General features: G+C 59.7%; 15 protein-coding genes. 8 read left to right on the top strand and 7 right to left on the bottom strand.

The annotated features are described in order from the left end of the window. The first annotated feature begins 98 nt into the window (after window positions 1–98). Together CHU71_RS01750 and CHU71_RS01745 are read left to right on the top strand one after the other, a co-directional pair. Window positions 99–1,193, top strand: a complete 1,095-nt coding sequence (locus tag CHU71_RS01750; RefSeq protein WP_236593648.1) for a DUF3068 domain-containing protein — start codon at window positions 99–101, stop codon at window positions 1,191–1,193. Then, window positions 1,180–2,649: a hypothetical protein gene (locus tag CHU71_RS01745; protein ID WP_147759975.1), complete on the top strand. Its 1,470-nt coding sequence runs from the start codon at window positions 1,180–1,182 to the stop codon at window positions 2,647–2,649. Before CHU71_RS01750 ends, CHU71_RS01745 begins: the two co-directional genes overlap by 14 nt. Here CHU71_RS01745 and CHU71_RS01740 read toward each other — a convergent pair. After that, the gene (locus tag CHU71_RS01740) at window positions 2,576–3,673 is read right to left on the bottom strand and encodes a glycosyltransferase family 4 protein (protein WP_005529519.1); all 1,098 of its coding nucleotides are present in this window, start codon (window positions 3,671–3,673) and stop codon (window positions 2,576–2,578) included. The genes CHU71_RS01745 and CHU71_RS01740 overlap by 74 nt on opposite strands. A 24-nt stretch (window positions 3,674–3,697) precedes the next feature. Between CHU71_RS01740 and CHU71_RS01735 the strand changes: the two genes are divergently transcribed. Further along, entirely contained in the window at window positions 3,698–4,438 is a 741-nt protein-coding gene (locus CHU71_RS01735; RefSeq protein WP_147759974.1) for a bifunctional 2-polyprenyl-6-hydroxyphenol methylase/3-demethylubiquinol 3-O-methyltransferase UbiG, read from the top strand. A gap of 70 nt (window positions 4,439–4,508) precedes the next feature. On the opposite strand, the gene CHU71_RS01730 is transcribed toward CHU71_RS01735, so the two are convergent. Next, window positions 4,509–6,326, bottom strand: coding sequence for a phosphoenolpyruvate carboxykinase (GTP) (locus tag CHU71_RS01730; protein ID WP_147759973.1), 1,818 nt, complete (start codon window positions 6,324–6,326; stop codon window positions 4,509–4,511). 408 nt (window positions 6,327–6,734) lie between these two features. On the opposite strand from CHU71_RS01730, the gene trmB reads away from it, so the two are divergent. From trmB to CHU71_RS01705, 5 genes are read left to right on the top strand one after another with little or no spacing between them, the layout of a single operon-like run. After that, window positions 6,735–7,511 (top strand): tRNA (guanosine(46)-N7)-methyltransferase TrmB, encoded by a 777-nt coding sequence (gene trmB, locus CHU71_RS01725; protein ID WP_005529512.1) that lies wholly within the window; start codon window positions 6,735–6,737, stop codon window positions 7,509–7,511. Further along, window positions 7,511–8,107, top strand: coding sequence for an NYN domain-containing protein (locus CHU71_RS01720; protein ID WP_005529510.1), 597 nt, complete (start codon window positions 7,511–7,513; stop codon window positions 8,105–8,107). Before trmB ends, CHU71_RS01720 begins: the two co-directional genes overlap by 1 nt. Before the next feature lie 7 nt (window positions 8,108–8,114). After that, the gene (locus CHU71_RS01715) at window positions 8,115–10,367 is read left to right on the top strand and encodes an MMPL family transporter (protein ID WP_147759972.1); all 2,253 of its coding nucleotides are present in this window, start codon (window positions 8,115–8,117) and stop codon (window positions 10,365–10,367) included. Next, entirely contained in the window at window positions 10,364–11,374 is a 1,011-nt protein-coding gene (locus tag CHU71_RS01710; protein ID WP_147759971.1) for a YbhN family protein, read from the top strand. The genes CHU71_RS01715 and CHU71_RS01710 overlap by 4 nt, the downstream gene beginning before the upstream one ends. Continuing rightward, the gene (locus CHU71_RS01705) at window positions 11,375–11,722 is read left to right on the top strand and encodes a DUF3054 domain-containing protein (RefSeq protein WP_110332815.1); all 348 of its coding nucleotides are present in this window, start codon (window positions 11,375–11,377) and stop codon (window positions 11,720–11,722) included. Here CHU71_RS01705 and CHU71_RS01700 read toward each other — a convergent pair. From CHU71_RS01700 to CHU71_RS13155, 5 genes are all read right to left on the bottom strand, one after another. Next, on the bottom strand, window positions 11,719–12,777 hold the full coding sequence (locus tag CHU71_RS01700; protein WP_166684104.1) for an ATP-grasp domain-containing protein: 1,059 nt from the start codon (window positions 12,775–12,777) through the stop codon (window positions 11,719–11,721). The genes CHU71_RS01705 and CHU71_RS01700 overlap by 4 nt on opposite strands. A 61-nt stretch (window positions 12,778–12,838) precedes the next feature. Further along, entirely contained in the window at window positions 12,839–15,193 is a 2,355-nt protein-coding gene (locus CHU71_RS01695; RefSeq protein ID WP_166684103.1) for an ATP-grasp domain-containing protein, read from the bottom strand. A gap of 64 nt (window positions 15,194–15,257) precedes the next feature. Then, window positions 15,258–16,448: an MFS transporter gene (locus CHU71_RS01690; RefSeq protein ID WP_046645885.1), complete on the bottom strand. Its 1,191-nt coding sequence runs from the start codon at window positions 16,446–16,448 to the stop codon at window positions 15,258–15,260. Beyond that, on the bottom strand, window positions 16,438–17,892 hold the full coding sequence (locus CHU71_RS01685; protein WP_147759969.1) for a hypothetical protein: 1,455 nt from the start codon (window positions 17,890–17,892) through the stop codon (window positions 16,438–16,440). The genes CHU71_RS01690 and CHU71_RS01685 overlap by 11 nt, the downstream gene beginning before the upstream one ends. Window positions 17,893–17,983: 91 nt before the next feature. Further along, a complete protein-coding gene (locus CHU71_RS13155) occupies window positions 17,984–18,241 on the bottom strand; it encodes a 4Fe-4S dicluster domain-containing protein (protein WP_147760110.1) in 258 nt (85 codons plus the stop codon). Window positions 18,242–18,757: the final 516 nt, after the last annotated feature.

Raw genomic sequence — 18,757 nt, 5'->3', positions numbered from 1 at the left:
TCTCCTTCCTCCGGCTAAGATTCATAGGGCCATGACGCCACAAGCGAACTGATTGGAACTTTACTGTAATGAAGCGGCTGATTAATTGGAGCTCGCGGATGACGAGGGTGATCGTCGCCGCGACTGTCTTCCTTCTACTTGGATCCGTCCTCCCGCCGCTGTATAAGAATCAGGCCCGTCCGCTGCCGCTCAACCTTAATTTCACGGTCACCACCGAGCCCGCCACCGGGCCCGCGCTGAACATCCTGCGCGCGCTGCACCACGAGAAGCCTGCCGATCCCCACGGCGACCCGGCCTGCGAATCGGAGCAGGCTCCGCTTTATTGTTATATCGAGGACCGGGTGACCACGCTCGAGCGCGTCACCACCACCTCCGCTACTAACGACGACGCCGTGGCCTCCGCAAATTCTTCGCTCAAGGTCGAGGCCGACGGTAAGACCATCGCGGAGTTCAACGAGAGTTCCCTGCTCAACCGCGAATCTGCCTATCCCATCCCAGGGTTAAATAGCTCCCAGCAGTTCAACATCACGACGCTGGGCACGGGTGCTTCTTCCATGGACTTCGAGCGCGACGGCATCAGCTACTTCTTCCCTGCCAAGGCAGAACAGCGCAGCTACCCGTACTTCGACCCGATGACGCAGACGGCCGCGCCCATCGACTTCACGGGCACGGAGAAGCGGGAGACCATCCCCACGTACTCCTTCCACCAGGAAATCGACCCGGTTTCAGTGGTGAACTCGCTGAGCATTGCACAGCAGGACAACCTAGAGCAGCTGCGCCGCTCGGGCCCCGCGAAGGCAATGTTTAAGCCGGAGTCCCTCGAGCGCTTCGGGCTGAGCCCCACCGAGCATGTCATCCTCGAGCCCTTCTACACCGTCAAGCGCGACGTATGGGTTGAACCCACCACCGGCACCATCCTGGACGTGCACGAGGACATCAAGATCTTCCTCGCCACCGACGCCGACCAAGCCCGCCAGATGGTGGAAGAAAATGACACCGCAGACCGCGCGCTCTTCCAGGCCGACATGTCGTGGTCCGAGGCCACCAAGCAGGAGCGCCTCGATTCGGTACGTACCACGATTGAAAGCGTGAAGATCCTGAGCATCGTAGGGTGGGTCGGCAAGGTTATCGGCGTGGTTTTGCTTGCCTATGCTGCCTCGTTGTACATGCGCCGCCACCGTGACCGCGCATAGCTGGAGCCGCCGCGTCCTTGTCGCGTGGGGTCTCCTGCTCGTCGGCGCAGTGTGCTGGCCTTTCCTGGTGCCGGGCGAGCTGCTGTGGCGTGACATGGCGTTACTCCACCACCCGGGCCTGACGGCCACGAACTTTGGGCTGGGTACCTTGCCTGCCCGCAACGCACCGCAAGATGGGGTCTTGGCGTTGCTGGGCGGCGATTGGTTCGCGCGTGTTCTGGTACTGGCCAGCGCCTTGGCGAGTACGTGGGGGGCGGCAAAGTGGGCGCACACTCCGCTGGCGGCTGCTGCCGCGATGGCGTGTGCGGTGGCCAATCCTTTCGTTCTTGAGCGCCTTCTGCAGGGGCAGTGGTCGCTGGCGGTAGCCGCGTGGCTCGCGCCGGTGCTGGCGTGGGCCTGCCTTAACCGACGCCGCGCCGTCTCCTGGCTCGCGCTCTGGGCCTCCTCGCTGACTCCCACGGGCGGGGTCTTCGGGGTGGTGATTGCGCTGGTCACCGGCCGCTTCTGGATTGCCGCAGGGGGCGTGTTGCTCTGGTTGCCGTGGCTGGTGCCGGCGCTGTCTAACAACTCCGCACCTGGTTCCGCAGCCGCGCAGGTCGCCGCCTTTGCTCCCCGCGCGGAAGGCTTCGTGGGCACCGGGGGCGCATTGCTGGGCTTGGGCGGAATCTGGAGCGCCGACGCCGTGCCTGCCTCCCGCTTCGCGCTCGCGGGCCTAGCCGTCGCGGCCTTGGCGTTCATGGGGTCCCGGCACCTAGAGCATGCTTGTCGGCGCCCCCTTTACCTCCTCGCCGCCCTCGGCCTCGGCCTGGCCTGCGGGGCGTGGCTCTTCCCCGGCGCGCTGGGGTGGTTTATCGCGCACGTTCCTGGCGCGGGCCTGCTTCGCGACGCCTCCAAGCTCACCCTCCTCGCCATCCCCCTCTACGTCGCGGGGCTGGGGGCGCTGCCGAATCTGCCTGCCGCGGTAGGGCTCCTCGCCTGCCTCCTGCAAGCCCCCGGCGCCCCGCGCGACCTCGCCGTGCTCGCCCCGCGCTCCGAACAACCCGTGGTGGACCAGCAGCTTGTCGACGCCCTCGACGGCCGCGTCGCCTTCTTCCCCGACCGTCCCTCGCTGGTGAGCCTGCGCGGCGGCGGCGTGGCCGTGGACCCGTATTCCAAGGCGTTAAACAAGCTCGAGTCGGGCGAGCTCATCGTCGATGGCGTGGTAGTGGACCAAGCCCAGCCGGCTTACGTCGCCGCCCACGATGCCTGGCAGCGCCGCGATATGGACGCCCTAGAGGAACTCGGGGTGGGAGCCGTGGTGGTCGATAGTCGCATCGTCGCCGAGACCGCCGCGCCTGCCCCCGCGGTGCCGTGGGCTCTGACCACGCTCTGGCTCCTGCTTGCTAGCGCTGCTTTTCCACTAGCTCGCCAAGCAGCTTCTCGAAAGCCTGACCAGTCTTCTCCCACGAGTACCTAGCCGCCAGTTGCCGGGCATTCTCGCCCAAACGACGCCGCTCATCTGGGTCTTCCACCAGCTTCTGCACGGCGTGGGCGAACTCGTCCTCGGTATCGACGAGCACGCCGGTCTCCCCGGCGACCACGCTATCGCGCAAGCCAAACGTGTAACCCACCGTGGGAACGCCGTGCTGCGCGGCCTCCATCACTGCCAAACCCCAGCCTTCTTTGCGCGAGGGCATGAGATGGACGTCGGCAAGCGCGAGCAAAGCGTGCTTGTAATCCTCCGTGACCTGGCCGCGGAAGCGCACCCGCTCGGCCACCCCGATGCACGCGGCATACTCGCGCAATTGCGCCTCCCACCAGCCGGAACCGATGACGTCGAGGACCGCGCCCGGCATGCGCGCCACGGTGTCCATGGCATGCTCAATCTGCTTGTGCGGCACCAGCCGCGAGAGCGTGACCAGGTGAATCGCGGTCTCACGCTCCAGCGTCGGCACGTGCGCGGGCAGCGGATCCACACCGTTTTCGATGATGCGCGCGCCCCTGATGCCTAGGTCCTCGAGGTCGTGCTTCGAGGCCCGCGAGACCGTCACGTAGGGGCTATTACGGTAGACCCGCGGCGCCACCTTCGACTCAAGGAACCAGCCCAAGCGCGCCAGCAGGGGGCCTGCAACCGGCCACTGCTCACGGTGGCAATGGTGCGTGAGCAGGACCGTCGGCGCTGGCGAGACCAAGCGCGCGAAGAAAGGAATGCCGTTTTGGGTATCGACGATGACGTCCACGCCCTTCAGATCCCCCAACCCCAGCCGGCCGGCGAGGATAGCCAGCCACGCGCGCGGATACACGCTGAACTTCGCTCCCCCGCGGGAGTAGAGCACGCCCGCCCGGCGCTCCCGCTTGGCGGCGTTCATGTGCCGGGCGGTGCGAAAGACCACCTCGTGGCCCTGCGCCGCCAGGTACTCACCCACTCGCTCGAGGTAGCGCTCCGAGCCACCGCCCTGCGGGTGGGTGGAATCGCGCCAGCACAGTAAAAGAATTTTCATGTCGAGCTACTAGCCTAGTGGGTTATGAAACAAACCCGCGCCATGGCCACGCTTGCGCGTTCGTGGCAGCTGCTGCGTTCCTTCCGCTTCGAACAGACCCGGCCTGACGTCTTCTACGGCGGCCTAGCCTCCGACACCGCCCTGCTTGTGGACGCCCTCTGCACCGACCTCGGCCTCCCCCTTTCCGGCGCGCGCGTGCTCGATGTGGGCGGCGGGCCAGGCTACTTCGCGGAGGCCTTCGCTGGGCGCGGGGCGCGCTACTTTGGCGTTGAGCCCGATGCGGGCGAGATGTCGGCCGCGGGAATCCAGCTGGCCAACGCGGTGCGCGGCGACGGCACGCAGCTGCCCTTTGCCGACTCCACCTTCGACGTCACTTACTCCTCCAACGTGGCCGAACATATCCCGCATCCATGGGATATGGGAGCAGAGATGCTGCGCGTGACCCGGCCCGGTGGGCTGGTGATCTTGAGCTACACGGTGTGGCTGGGGCCTTTCGGCGGCCACGAGACGGGCCTGTGGGAGCACTACGTGGGCGGCGCCTTCGCCCGCGATCGCTACACCAGCCGCCACGGGCACCCGCCAAAGAACGTCTTTGGCACCTCGCTTTTCGACGTCTCCGCGCGCCAGGGCCTCGACTGGGCCACCGCGCATGACGCTTTGCTCACCTTTCCGCGCTACCACCCCAGCTGGGCGTGGTGGGTAACGCGCGTGCCTGTGCTGCGCGAATTCTTAACCTCGAACCTCGTGATCGTGCTGCGCGCCTAGAGTTCTCTCGCATGCAAAAGGGCCTCCCCGCTTCACCATGATGGTGGGCGGGAAGGCCCTAAGTTTTGGCTTAGGCGTTCTCGACGCGCGACTTCAGTGCGCGGAACTCATCCCAGACCTCGGACGGAACGCGGCCGCCCAGGAAGTTGAGCCACTCGGCGTTGTCTTCCATATCGCCAGCCCAGTCAGCGGCGTTGACGGCCAGCGCCTCGCGGACATCCTCGATGTCGAAGTCCAGGCCCTCGATGTCGATGTCCTCAGCGCGAGCGGTGTTGCCCACGACAGTCTCGACGGCGTCGACCTTGCCTTCGATGCGGTCCACGATCCACTTCAGGACGCGGGAGTTCTCGCCGAAGCCCGGCCACAGGAAGCGGCCGTCTTCGCCGCGGCGGAACCAGTTAACCAGGAAGATGGACGGCATGCGGTCACCGCCCTTGACGCCCATGTCGATCCAGTGCTGCAGGTAGTCACCAGCGTTGTAGCCGATGAACGGCAGCATCGCCATTGGGTCATGGCGCAGTGCGCCGACCTTGCCCTCTGCTGCGGCAGTCTGGCCGGAGGAGAGCAGGGAGCCGATCATGGTGCCTTGGTTCCAGCTGAATGCCTGGGTGACCAGCGGAACGGTGTCCGCGCGGCGGCCGCCGAACAGGATGGCATCGATCTTGACACCCTTCCAGTCGTCGAACTCCGGTGCCGCAGTTGGGCACTGAGAAATCGGGACACAGTAGCGGGAGTTCGGGTGTGCAGCCTTTGTGGTGGATTCAGGGGTCCAGTCGTTGCCGTGCCAGTCGATGAGGTGCGCAGGAGCGTCGCCCATCTCCTCCCACCAGACATCGCCGTCGTCGGTCAGCGCGACGTTGGTGAACAGGGTGTTGCCCGGCTCCATGGTCTTCATGGCGATCGGGTTGGAATCGTAGTTGGTGCCTGGCGCCACGCCGAAGAAGCCGTTCTCCGGATTCACGGCGTAAAGGCCGTCCTCGCGCAGGTGCAGCCACGCGATGTCGTCACCCACAACCTCCGCGGACCAGCCCGGGATGGTCGGGGTGATCATGGCGAGGTTGGTCTTGCCACAAGCAGACGGGAATGCAGCAGCGACGTGGTAGTTCTTGCCCTCCGGGTTGGTCAGCTTCAGGATGAGCATGTGCTCAGCCATCCAGCCCTCTTCTTTACCCATAACAGAAGCGATGCGCAGCGCGTAGCACTTCTTGGCCAGGATGGCGTTTCCGCCGTAGCCAGAGCCGTAGGACCAGATTTCCTTGGTCTCTGGGAACTGGGTGATGTACTTGGTGTCGTTGCACGGCCAAGTCACATCCTCCTGGCCCGGCTCCAGCGGAGCGCCCACGGAGTGCAGTGCGTGGACGAAATCGCCCTCAGCACCAATCTTCTCCAACGCCTGTGCGCCCATACGGGTCATGATGCGCATGGACAGGACCACGTACGCGGAGTCAGTGAGCTGGACACCCAGCTTCGGGTCAGGATCGTTGATAGGCCCCATGCAGAAAGGAACCACGTACATGGTGCGGCCCTTCATGGAGCCGCGGAATGCCTCGGTCATCTCTGCCTTCATGGCTGCCGGCGGTGCCCAGTTGTTGGTGGGGCCAGCGCCTTCCTCGGTCTCCGTGCAGATGAAGGTGCGGGACTCAACACGTGCGACGTCAGACGGGTTAGAGCGAGCGAGGTAAGAGTTCGGACGCTTTTCTTCGTTCAGCTTGATGAGGGTGCCCTTTTCCACAAGCTCCGCTGTGAGACGTTCTGCCTCTTCCTGGGAGCCGTCGACGAAGACCACTCGCTCCGGCTGGAATAGTTCGACACTTTCGCTAATCCAAGAAATGAGCTTTTCGTTGCTCGTTGGTAGCTCGCCAACGAGGCCTTTAATGGTGGCGGTCATCTAAGAATCTCCTAGTGGTCCGGTTCGTGAGGTTGTATATCGCCAAGGGCTATGCGCTGCACACAGGCAGAGCACACGTCCCCCATGGGTCATTCACCTCAAGATTAACCCCACGTCGGTGTGAATTACCGCTAAACTTTGGCATTCAAAGCCAATGTGGTTATATCCACACCGTTCACCACAACTTAACCAAGCGTACGCCGGTGTGACATTAAGCATATGTGACTTTTACCCACCCCAATATGGGGCTGAAATGTCGCGAGTACCGCGTTATTTTGTACGGAAGAACTTACCCCCTCGCAGCTCAACCCGGTTATATCCGGTGCGTAATATGCGTACGAATGCCCCCCTGGCCTAGCGGCGCGGCACTTTGTTAGTTACCCAGACACAGGGAACAATATATGGGCAATGAATACTGCAGATAATCCACAAAACTCCCCAGCTGGTGAGATGCCACACGGCCGCCCGCTGCAGACCGACTTCAACGCTGAATTCGGCAACGATCTTGATTACCCACGCCTCGGCAACGTCACCTTCCGCCGCGGCACCCTCACCGACAACCAGAACGCCCTCTTCGAAGAGCACTGGCCGCGCCTGGGCAAGATGCTCGCCGACGAGCGCATCGACCTCGACGAATGGTTCGGCCGCAGCGGCGCCAAAACCATTGTTGAGATTGGCTCCGGCACCGGCACCTCCACCGCCGCGATGGCGCCGAAAGAACAGGACACCAACATCATCGCCGTTGAGCTCTACAAACCTGGCCTGGCCAAGCTACTGGGTTCCGTTGTGCGCAACGACATCGACAACATCCGCATGATCCGCGGCGACGGCATCGAGGTCATGGTCCGCATGTTCGCACCAGAGTCCCTCGACGGCATTCGCGTCTTCTTCCCGGATCCCTGGCCCAAGGCCCGCCACCACAAGCGGCGCATCATCCAGTCCGGCACGCTCAACCTCTTCGCCTCCCGCCTGAAGAAGGGCGGCGTCCTGCACGTAGCCACCGATCACGCCGGTTACGCCGAGTGGATCACAGAGCTTGTCGACGTCGAGCCCAGCCTCGAGTTCAAGGGCTGGCCCTGGCCCGAATGCCCGCAGCTGACCGACCGCCAGCTCATCACCAAGTTCGAGGGCAAAGGCCTCGAAAAAGACCACGTCATCACCGAGTACCTGTGGGAGAAGAAATAATGGCCGGCTCTTATCTGCTTGTTTGGGACGCCCCCAACATGGACATGGGGCTCGGCGCCATTCTGGGCGGCCGCCCCACCGCGGCGCACCGCCCGCGTTTCGACGCCATCGGCCGCTGGCTCGTAGAAATCGCCCTGCAAAACGACGCCCGCCCAGAGGCCGCGGTCTTCACCAACGTCACCCCTGGTGGCGCTGATGTCATCCGCCCCTGGGTCGAGGCCATCCGCAACGTAGGCTTCGCGGTCTTTGCCAAGCCCAAGCTGCACGAGGACGACGACGTCGATCCCGACATGATCGCCTACATCCAGGAAAACCGCGACAACCTCGACAGCGTGATCGTCGCCTCCGCCGACGGCCAGAACTTCCAGTCCCTCCTCGAGGAACTCGCCGCCGAAGGCAAGCCGGTGTGCGTCCTCGGCTTCCACGAGCACGCCTCCTGGGCCGTGACCCACGAAGACATCGAGTTCGTCGACCTCGAGGACATCGAGGGCGTCTTCCGCGAGCCGCTGCCGCGCATCAACCTGGACAATCTGCCCGAAGGCGGCGCCTGGCTGCAGCCATTCCGCCCACTCACCGCCCTGCTCAAACAGCGTTAGGAGAACCATGTTCTATGCTTGGGGCCGTTTTTCCTACGCCCACCGCAAGGTCGTCCCACTCGTCATCGTGGGACTTATCCTGCTGCTCTTCTTCGGCTTCGGCACCCGCCTAGGCGAGCGCATGAGCCAGGAGGGCTGGGAGGACCCGGGTGCGGCGTCGACAAGCGCGGCGAAAATCGAGCAAGAAACGTTCGGCCGTGACAATTCGGGCGACGTCGTCTTGCTCTTTGCTGATCCCGACAAGAACTTCGACGCCGCCAAGGCGCACCTCGCCGAGCTCAAGGCCAACCACCCGCAGGAAATCGAGAGCATCACCAGCTACTTCGATACCAAGAACCCCAACCTGGTCAACCGCGACCACACCACGGCGTTTGCCGCCATCAGCCTCAAGGGCGACGGCGAGCAGACCCTCAAAGACTTCCGCGCCATCGAGGACGACCTCACTGCCACCGACGTCCCCCTCGAAGTAGGCGGCGCCACCGCTGTGGCGGACGCCCTCGACGAAGGCATGGCCAACGACATCTCCCGCGCCGAAAAGGCCGCCCTGCCCCTCGTGGGCTTGCTGCTGCTCTTTGTCTTCGGCTCTGTCGTGGCGGCGTTTATGCCGCTTGTCGTCGGCGGCCTGTCCATCCTCGGTTCCCTGGGCATCCTGTCCGTCCTCGCCGGCTTCCAGCAGGTCAACGTCTTTGCACAGGCCGTCGTCACGCTCCTCGGCTTGGGCTTGGCCATCGACTACGGCCTGTTCATGGTCTCCCGTTTCCGTGAGGAGCTCGACAAAGGCCGCGATGTCCGCGAGGCCGTGGCTACCACCACCGCCACCGCGGGCCAGACCGTGGTCTTCTCCGCGGGTATGGTCGCCGTGGCTCTGTCTGGGGTGTTCCTCTTCCCGCAGGCGTTCCTAAAGTCCGTGGCCTACGGCTCCATCTCTGCGGTCGGCCTCGCGGCGCTGCTTTCGGTGACCGTGCTGCCTTCACTGTTTGGCCTGCTGGGCAAGAACATCGACAAGTTCTCCGTGCGCAAGACCTCTCGCCGCGCGCGCCGCATCGAGGACACCTTCTGGTACAAGCTGCCACGCTGGGCCATGCGCCACGCGAAGCTGATGACCGTAGGCATCTGCGCCCTGCTCATCGCGCTCACACTGCCGGTCCTCGGCGTGAAGTTCGGCGGCATCAACGAGACCTACCTGCCGCCCACGCACGAGACCCGCATGGCGCAGGACAAGTTCAACGAGGAGTTCCCCTCCTTCCGCACGGAGCCAGTCAAGCTCGTGGTGACGAATGCGACGAATGAGCAGCTTGTGGACGTCGTCATGCAAGCCCGCTCCATCCAGGGCCTTACCGAGCCGATGGGCCCGAAGACCGCAACCGTCGACGGCACCACCGTCCTCGGCGCCGGAATCCAGGTCCGCGAGGACTACGCGCGCATCGTCCACGAGCTCGAGAACATTGAGGCACCCGAAGGCGTGGAGCTCTACGTCGGCGGCACCCCGGCCATGGAGGTCGAATCCCTCGACGCGCTCTTTGGCACCCTGCCGTGGATGGCTCTTTACGTGGTGCTGGCCACCTTCATCCTCATGGCGCTCGTTTTCGGCAGCTTCATCCTGCCGCTGAAGGCCATCATCATGACGCTGCTTTCCCTGGGTGCCACGCTGGGCATCTTGACGATCATGTTCGTCGATGGCCTCGGCTCCGGCCTCCTCAACTTCACCGCCGGCCCGCTGATGAGCCCGATTCTGGTGCTCATCATCGCCATCGTCTTTGGCTTGTCCACAGACTACGAAGTCTTCTTGGTCTCGCGCATGGTGGAAGCCCGCCGCCGCGGTGCCTCCACCGACGAGGCCATCGCAGCAGGCACCGCACACACCGGCGGCATCATTACGGCCGCGGCACTCATCATGATTGTGGTGGCGGGGGCCTTCGGATTCTCCGACATCGTGATGATGAAGTACATCGCCTTCGGCATGATTTTTGCACTGCTTATCGACGCCACCATCGTCCGCATGCTCCTCGTCCCCGCCGTCATGCACTTGCTGCGCGAGGACAACTGGTGGGCACCGCGCTTCCTCACCCGCCTGACCCATCGCCTGGGCGGCGACAGCGCCCCAGCTACCGCGCCGACGCCCACCGCCCCGGTAGAGGGGACGTCGCCAAGCACGGCGAACGAAGCCGCCGTACGCGGGGACCGCAGTGCCGATACTGACGAGGAGCTCATCCCCTTCTCCGAGCTGGTCAAGCGCCTCAATTCCACGGATGGTCGATGAAGAAGAACTGGCTGACCTGGATAATCTCCCTGCTGATTCTGGCCGCGCTGGCGTGGTTCTTCCGCGACCAGCTGGACTTCATCTCCGAGGGATTGCGCCGCCTGCGCCACGCCAAACCTTTCCCCGTGGTGCTGGTGGTGTTCTTCGCGCTGCTGTCCATCGCGGGCATGGCGGAAGTGATGAAGCGACTCATCGGCGCCGGCGGCGTCAAGGTCCCATTGCGTGAAACCTACGCCATTACTCTGGCCTCCAACGCGTGGTCCACTACCCTGCCCGCCGGCCCCGCCTTTTCGGCTTTGCTCACTTTTCAGGTGCAGCGCCGCTGGGGCGCGTCGGTGGCGCTGTGCAGCTACTTCCTGTTCTTGTCCTCGATTGTTAGCTCGATGTTCCTCGCGCTCATTGGGCTCGGCGGGGTGTTTTTCCTCAATGCCGATATGGCCTTGGGATCGCTGATCACCACGGTTGTCCTCATGCTCGCGGCACTCGGCGGCATCTTCTGGCTGACCTCGCACCCGGTGACCCTTGAGGGCTGGCTGCGCAAGCTACGGCCCGGCCCGAAGCGGGACCGCGCGATTCAGGAGGTCCGCAACCTCGGCGAGGTCCACCTTTCGCGCGGCCCCTTTGCTGTGGTTGCTGGTGCGTCTCTGGTGCACCGCCTGGCCGATATGGCCGCGCTGTGGGCATCCGTGTGGGCGGTGACCGGGGAGATTCCGTGGCTGCGCGCGGGTGCTGATGACACCACCCTGGCCGGCGTTGCGCTGGCCTTCCTCGCCGCGAAGCTGGCTGGCTCCGCGCAGGTCACCCCGGGTGGTCTGGGCACGGTGGAGGCCGCGCTCATCACCCCTCTGGTGGCGACAGGCCTGACCGTGGTGCACGCCACCTCCGCGGCCATCATCTACCGGCTTATTTCCTTTGCACTCATCACTATCATTGGATGGGTCATCTACTTCGCCCACTACGCCCGCGATGGCTTTTCTTACGCGGCGTTGAACCGGAAGGAATCCTAAATGCGCGTTGCCCCGCTTATCGACATCCTCGCCCTCGCCCTCTTCGCCATCCTCGCCCGCCTGGCGCATGGTGGCCTGAGCTTTAGCTCCTGGGTTGATGCCTTCTGGCCGTGGACCGTGGGCGCGCTCGTGGGCTGGGTCATCATCATGGCCACGAAGCTAAGCGGCCTGTGGAAGGAGGGCGCGGTCGTGTGGCTGAGCGCCGTCATCGGCGGCATGGCCCTGTGGATGCTGGTCAACGGCCGCCTGCCGCACTGGTCCTTCCTCATCGTGGCCACCGTGATGTCGGCGCTGTTCTTCTTTGGCTGGCGCGCCATCGCGGCCTTTGCGTCCCGCTCGCGTGCCTAATTGCTCACGGTAATCCGCAACTTACCCATTGCGCGATCCAGAATATCTTCCGGATCTTCTCCACCGCAGGCATGCGCTACGAGGCAACCAAGTCGCTCTGTTGAAGAACTCGCAGTCTCCACCCTTACACCAGGTTCCGCTGTGCAATAGCCAGCAAGAATTCCTGGCTCCGATAGCGCTTCTTCGACCCCACTTACGGCTGTGATAGTTCCGGGAGGGACTTGGATATAGCGAACAGCGCTACTGTGACCATCGCGCCGTTGAGGAAAGACAAATCCATCGTTAAGAGCGTTTTTTCTACCGTGCTGGCGCAAAGCATCTGCAATGAGAGGATCAAAAATGTTTGCACCATGTACAGAACTGACAAGTAGGTGAATGAAGTCGCCGCCTGGGCGCACATGCCCTTCACCTAGAACCACCCCCTGGCCGTCCACCCACCAGCCCTCGACATGAAAGAGCCCCGCGTTCAGTCCCCATGTGTTTAGGGCAGAAATGACAGATGCGGCTATCTCTTCTTCATGATCGGAGAGAAGGACGCTAGGGTAACGGTGGCCGATTTCAACCACGCCCTCAAGCCTCTTATCAGTGATACCGACTACGACAGGTTCGGAGGCGTAGAAGTATCCCTCCGCTGAAAACTCAGTGCCTTGGACGAATGTTTCGACGAAGCCGTCCGACAGTGTTCGGAGCGCCTCCCTCGCACTCTCGAGATCAGTGTGAACACTCACTCCAGCACTACCTGATCCGCTGCGGGGCTTCACGACCCAAGGACCTGGTATATCTCGCGGTTCCTCTGCCGTCGCCGGTTGTTCGAAACCAGCATCGCGCAAGCATTGACGAGCCTCATCCTTCCGCTTCAATCTAGCTACGTACTCTGGAGCGTTACCAGAATCGTCGAGAAGAGCGGTCTGATATGTGTAGTCTTCGCGGAAGCATACGTAGCCTTCACAGTCACTGTATCCAGTTGATTCCTTCCGAGCGAGCGCCTCGTCGAGGTTCTTCCCGTCTAATTCGATGAGCTCTACGCCTTGGCGAGCAGCGGCATCTCGAAGCATGCCTAGCTGATGATGACCGTGCGGCATCCGAGGGAATGCGCCGACCAAGCCTATTCGTTGCTTATTCAACGACGACCTCCACTTCCCGAAGTCTCGATTCAAAAGCTTCAATCTCTCTCCGGGACGCCGCGACTACTACAACTTCCGCAAGGATTGAACTCAATGTGTCGGCAGGGGGTTGCGTAATCACATCGCCGACATGCACGTGTTGTTGGGATTCTACGACGATAGGAGCAGTAGGAAGCTGACCCATAGATTTAAGTACTCCCTCTTTATCAGTATGTAGCTTGAATGTTGCCGCCACATAGCCATCACGGGGCACTGCAAATGAAGGTCTTTGCCCCGTTGCAATGCGTACCAAATCACGAGCGAAGGATACACCGGTTACCTGCGGTACCAAGTGGGAGGCAATGTAGTCTCCACCTGGTCGAGCAGCAATCTCGACCAACTTAACTGTTGATGTTCTAGCATCAAAGAAGAATTCCATATGGAACGCACAATTATTGATTCCGAGGGCTTTGATTGTCGCTTGTAGAAGCGGCTTCACCGCATCCTGAATGCCCTCTACGGCCGATGGAAAAACCTGCCCAATTTCCAATCGAAACTTAGCTGTAGTCGTTTTATCTGTCACGCCTATGAGATGAACGTCCCCCTCGTACACATATCCCTCAGCGCTGTGTTCACTTCCGGTCAGTAACTCCTCCACTACCATCGGTCCGCCCCATCGGGACACCGCAGCCGAGACTTCGTCCGCCGTATGGCACAGGGAAAACCCTCGAGATCCAGAAGCATCCACTGGCTTAACCACACACGGGACCGTGATTCCTGCACCCTCCATTACCGATTGTGCATTATCCCCCGGCTCAATAAACGAAAAGGAAGGAACCATATGCGGTGCGATACTTTGCACGGCCTTTCGCATCTCAAATTTGTTCCGTGCCTTCAGAGCAGCGGCCTGCGATGGTGCAGGAAGGCCGAGTTTATCGGCAAGCAAGGACACCGTCTCTACATCACGGTCGCTGAAAGTGACAACTCCACGGATGTCGTAGCGGGATGACAATTCATCCACTGTTGCAGTGACAGCATCTTGGTCATTGGTATCGAGCTGCACTGTCTCTACGATGCCGGCAGGTCGAACTTCCTTGTCAGTGAGAAGCACCGCACCATCAGATGCTTCGAACGCTGGTGTCCATTCCGCTGCAGTCCTCCGGTGGTTGAGATAGAGAACTACATCGTTGGCCATCTTGAAACGAACCTGCGATGCGCGGCGAACTGCGTCCGCATGCGTATCAGCTTCCACGAAACCTACTCTGTCCCACGAACATGCTAGTTCGGAGACCCAGGTATTCGGTTCAACTGTGATAACGCCATGTCCCGTTGGATCTTCAATGCCCCGTACCAAACCCCGCGGCGCATGAATGAAGCGAATAGCTGCTGAAGAACTAGGTTGTTGTGGCACTGAAACCGCATATTGGCACATAGCACGTGCCCACTGCTCATAGAGATTTACTCCCCACGCCCGACCAATGAGAAGCATGATTCGGTCGCCTGGTGGGCGGCCTGCGCATTCGATGGGTGTGGTGCCCTTGAATTCGGCATGCAGTAGAGCGGTCTGCACCCCCAATTTCGACACCAAGTCCCGCATGGCCTCCTCCACCCCAGGATTGTGCTGTCCTACTTCGTGTCCTAATTCCACGGCACCGCTAGTCTCTTTGCTCGTAATGTTCAGAAACACCACATCACCATCGACTACGAGGCATTCGGCCGACGTCTCATCTCCCTCTATCAAGCTCTCGCAAATGTAGCGAGTATCCCATGGTCGGCCCGCTTCCTGGCGAGGTTCGCGTGCGGTCGACGTATGAGTCCACGCCGACGAAATTTCTTCTGATGAACGAATGATTGAGACACCAAGTGAGGCTTGACGGTTCGCTGGCTTAATCACACAGGGAGGCTCGAAGATGTCGCTTTCGCTCTTAACCTCAGTCCATTGAACTCCGCCCACACAGCGGCGGAACGCAATTTTATCTCGTAAGGGAGCATCTTCCCCTGCATGCGGCAGGCCGACGGCGCGAGCTGCAGCATTGGCAGCACCTACGGCATACTCCAAGCCCGGCACGATGCCATCGATATGCGTATCCTTTAAAAGCTCACGGATGCATTCAACAGCTGCATCAGAGTTGTTCTGATACTCGCACCACTCCCACCGCGAAAGAACAGATCGAATTCGAGGATCAGCAGATCGCTTTTCGAGTCCCTTCTTTTCATACAGTGAACGCTCCTCCACCACGATGACGCAGAATTCTGTGTCTGCCTCGGCAAGAGCGCAAAGTGCCTCGTGATTATAGCCAAACATCACTAGCGTCAGCGTTCGAGGAGAACTGCCGGAACCATCTGCAAAGCGTTCGTTCAATTTCATATTCATCGCCTTTTTCATTGATCTGTTTGTTGGTTTGTCAGTTTCAGTGTCAATAGCCGCGCTCTCAATGCTTAGCCGAGGATGGACCCTTGTCGCATTGTTTAGCGTCATGTTCTCCACTCATTAAGCGCACAACAAAGCAGCAGACAATAAGCACGGCAGCAGACAACGCGATCCATTGAGGAGCAACGATGACACCAAGCCCAAGACCGATTCCTTCCCCAGTGGCAACCACTAACTGTCGCGCCTGAACCGCTTCTAAAGAACCCGTCATTGGTAACGAAAGAAGCGCTGCATCCACTAGCGGAATAAAAAGAGTCTCCGCGAAAGAAAAAATGATGATCCCAAGAAATGGATTAATTTTCACCGCGACCAGGGCAATTACAAAAACTAAAGGAGAAACCAGCACCAACGTCTGATTCGATAGTCCGCTATCTCGTGCTTTCTTAATCAATCGCGTACCCAGAGGCTGAAGCAGTACCACCGAAAGGGCATTTACCGCAAATACCGCTCCTCGGATGACCGGCGACGTGTAATGCGCACTGACTGCTACCGCTATGGAAGAAAAGAGCTGACTATAAAGCATGTACCCAACCACCACGCCGAGAACAACCCAACGCACAGGTGCCTTGCCTAGGGGCTGAATTACCCTACGAGCAAAGGAACCCCGGACGTCAGCTTTCCGAGGTCTTAGCTTGTATGACAACGTCAACGCCGGTACAACTGCAGCGGCCAAGTAACACGCAGCGGTATAAAAAAAGATCACATTCGACGCCGATGAGAACAAGACATTGCCGATGACTGGCCCGACCGCTGCCGAGACGTTCACCGCAATATTGATCGATCCAAAAATCTCTAACTTAGTCGTCTCAGATGCTTCAGATTCAACAAGGTAGTGCCGAATACTCGATCCATTCATGTTTATTCCTGCTCCAGCCAAGAGCAAGGCAACGACGAGTATCGCCACATTAGGCTGCAATCCGATAACAAAGAAAGAAACTGACGCGGCAACTAGACCAATCTGCATGGCCGCAGCGAAGGGGAGCAACCGTAGGAGTCTCCCCATCACCAAGGTTGATGCTCTTACCGAAATGCCAAAGGCAGCCATCGCACAACCAGCGATGAACGGAGAAACCTTATCGGGAAGCCAGAGCGCCAGAATCGGCATCACAGCGAAGTAGCCGAGATGCGACAGAAAATAGTCAAACACAAAACTATATCGAGCCAGCCGCGTCACACGTGCGTCAACAACCATTTGCTATCCGATCGCCCAAGGATTCAGGAAAACGACAACTTTCAGCCGAAAACTCAGTCACAGATGATTGTTCCAACAGTGCACTGAGGTATTCCCCCATTCGGCGCGAAGCCGTGACACAATTCATGAGGTCCTCATCGGTATAGCGCTCTCCGGATTGTCGCATTGCTCTAATATCACCGAAACCAAGAAGCTGTTCTCCTCCATGGCTCAGAGAATAGGGGGCTTGAATCGCATGCCTTACGGAGTATCGAATGTGTCCAGTATGGTGAAAGTCCAGGTTAGACGAAATATCTGGCAGAGTAGCTGGGTGATACCTCATTGGACACATTTCCGCCGGCGAAGTGTTTCCCCAAGGCTGAAGATGCCACGAGTTGTATCGCATTCGAGACGAAATTGCGTGTAGCTCGTCCTCAGTATGCCGATCCCCGCCTAGTACCCAACAGTAATGTGAGTACATGTCAAAGCGGGAAAGCTCTTCAATCGTCCCCTCATCAAGAGCCTTCCTTAGCGCCCCGATCTCCCGAAATCCCCTGGTCATGACAACGTCGCTTCGCGTCTGAAACTTTATCTGTTCAATAGTTTCAGAGGCCAGCTCGACAAAACCTGCGAGCGTGTACTCTCGGTCCTCGCAGAGCTTCGAGGGGTTCGTGTCTCCCTCGGCAGAGTTAGTAATGTCCACTTCCGATACAATCTTGCGACGGGTAACGCCCTCGATCCGTCGACACTTCTCATTTTCTAAACCTTGCGGAAGCCGACGCTTCGTTACACTCCCAAGATCTTGACCGTTGAGAGTTTCGAGCGAATTCGGACCGCCAGCTTTCAAGAGCTCACAGGCCCAGAAAAAATACAGGACTCGTGCAGTAACCGGGCCTAGGACCTCCTCTTCAGTAAAGTCTAAAACTTGAGCTGAGCAGTCTTGCTGGCTCGGCAGAGACCTAGGCTCCCTGAAATCCTGAACAGCTTCGCCATTCCAATAGCAACAAACCGGAGGAATTTCCCGGAGCGCTTGATTCACACTTCGAACCCTTCGGGCGAGCTCTCCTCGTTGATGATATTCCTTGATCACAAGCGATACGCGACGACTAATGGAAATCGAACTGCTCTGACAGCTCTCTAATTCACGTTCAACCGCTTGGGACAGGTCAGGACAAAATACAGTTCGATAACCGATTTCATCCTCACGGAGGCAATCTACCTTCTCCTCAGTTGGGAAAACCTCTAGCTTGATCTTTCCATGCACTAGAAGGGAGATTCGTAGCGCGACCTGATCGTCTTTTTCACCACAAGGGTTCCAATCAGAATCGCGAAGCAATCGTCGTAAGACTTTCTCACGCGGGGAAAGACTGATCAACGCCTCACTTCCGGTCAAACGTCCATCAAACGAAAGCAATTTGTCTATCCAGCGAGAAACCTCGATTCCTTCCCCTACTTGACGTTCCATAGCAGACCAGAGTGAATGAAACTTCGACTCAACGTCCAAACAGTTCGGCTCTGATGCGCCGGCTTGCACGCCTTTTCGGCTTGGAAGCCGGCTAAAATTCGTTTTCACGTTGCTCTACCTTTTTCCAAAGCTCTTCAGGGGTACCGTTGCGCTGACCCTCCAAATCTTCATATATGCAATCCATCGGGCAAGCTTTCACACACTGCGGACAACCTGAGCAGAGTTCGGGGATTATCACAGGTCCATGATCAAGAACCACGATTGCCGCAAAAGCAACTGGGCAACGTCTAACACATTCTTGACAATTTATACATTCGCCCCCGCAATAAAACGCGGAGGGCGTTTCCAGCGCGGATCAGGTTTTCGCTGCTGAATACGAGCTGTCAAGTCTAACGCCATGAGGCATTCTCCCCATCTCTCTAACAACATCTTTGACAGTGATGTACCTTACATCTCGTCGTAGCTAGTGTCCATCATTACACGCGATTTGTTTTATTTATCTTGAACGAAACCATGGATTGAGCTTCTTCGACGGACAGAATAACGCCCGGCAAACTCCGATCCGCCCCGAGTTCGCCTAGCATACGTCTAGTGCCGTCGTGTACACCAGAAACCGCCAACCGAGCGTAAAACGAAGCACCCCTCTACACGGCCAGAAGAGGCCGTGCAGAGGGGTGCGCGCGAACGCTACTTCGAGCTCAGGGACGAACCAGAGATGGTCACGCCGACGCGGTTGAGCAGCATGATAACGAGGTTGATAACGTCGCCGCTGAGGTCAAGAATGCTGGACAGCATTTTTCCTACTCCTTATTTCCGAGGATGTTTTCACTTAAAGATATCGTGCAGCCCACCGCTCGGCGTTACA

Origin of the sequence: Corynebacterium sp. LK14 (assembly GCF_008042215.1) — a bacterium.
Taxonomy (GTDB): domain Bacteria; phylum Actinomycetota; class Actinomycetes; order Mycobacteriales; family Mycobacteriaceae; genus Corynebacterium; species Corynebacterium striatum.
The sequence above is the reverse complement of the archived record's forward strand: the minus strand, read 5'-3'. Positions and strand labels throughout refer to the sequence as shown.

Coding starts and splice junctions, on each gene's coding strand:
- CHU71_RS01750 (WP_236593648.1), top strand. CDS start 99: ATGACGAGGGTGATCGTCGCCGCGACTGTCTTCCTTCTACTTGGATCC.
- CHU71_RS01740 (WP_005529519.1), bottom strand. CDS start 3,673: ATGAAAATTCTTTTACTGTGCTGGCGCGATTCCACCCACCCGCAGGGC.
- CHU71_RS01735 (WP_147759974.1), top strand. CDS start 3,698: ATGAAACAAACCCGCGCCATGGCCACGCTTGCGCGTTCGTGGCAGCTG.
- CHU71_RS01730 (WP_147759973.1), bottom strand. CDS start 6,326: ATGACCGCCACCATTAAAGGCCTCGTTGGCGAGCTACCAACGAGCAAC.
- trmB (WP_005529512.1), top strand. CDS start 6,735: ATGAATACTGCAGATAATCCACAAAACTCCCCAGCTGGTGAGATGCCA.
- CHU71_RS01720 (WP_005529510.1), top strand. CDS start 7,511: ATGGCCGGCTCTTATCTGCTTGTTTGGGACGCCCCCAACATGGACATG.
- CHU71_RS01715 (WP_147759972.1), top strand. CDS start 8,115: ATGTTCTATGCTTGGGGCCGTTTTTCCTACGCCCACCGCAAGGTCGTC.
- CHU71_RS01710 (WP_147759971.1), top strand. CDS start 10,364: ATGAAGAAGAACTGGCTGACCTGGATAATCTCCCTGCTGATTCTGGCC.
- CHU71_RS01705 (WP_110332815.1), top strand. CDS start 11,375: ATGCGCGTTGCCCCGCTTATCGACATCCTCGCCCTCGCCCTCTTCGCC.
- CHU71_RS01700 (WP_166684104.1), bottom strand. CDS start 12,777: ATGCTTCGAGATGCCGCTGCTCGCCAAGGCGTAGAGCTCATCGAATTA.
- CHU71_RS01695 (WP_166684103.1), bottom strand. CDS start 15,193: ATGAAATTGAACGAACGCTTTGCAGATGGTTCCGGCAGTTCTCCTCGA.
- CHU71_RS01690 (WP_046645885.1), bottom strand. CDS start 16,448: ATGGTTGTTGACGCACGTGTGACGCGGCTGGCTCGATATAGTTTTGTG.
- CHU71_RS01685 (WP_147759969.1), bottom strand. CDS start 17,892: ATGGAACGTCAAGTAGGGGAAGGAATCGAGGTTTCTCGCTGGATAGAC.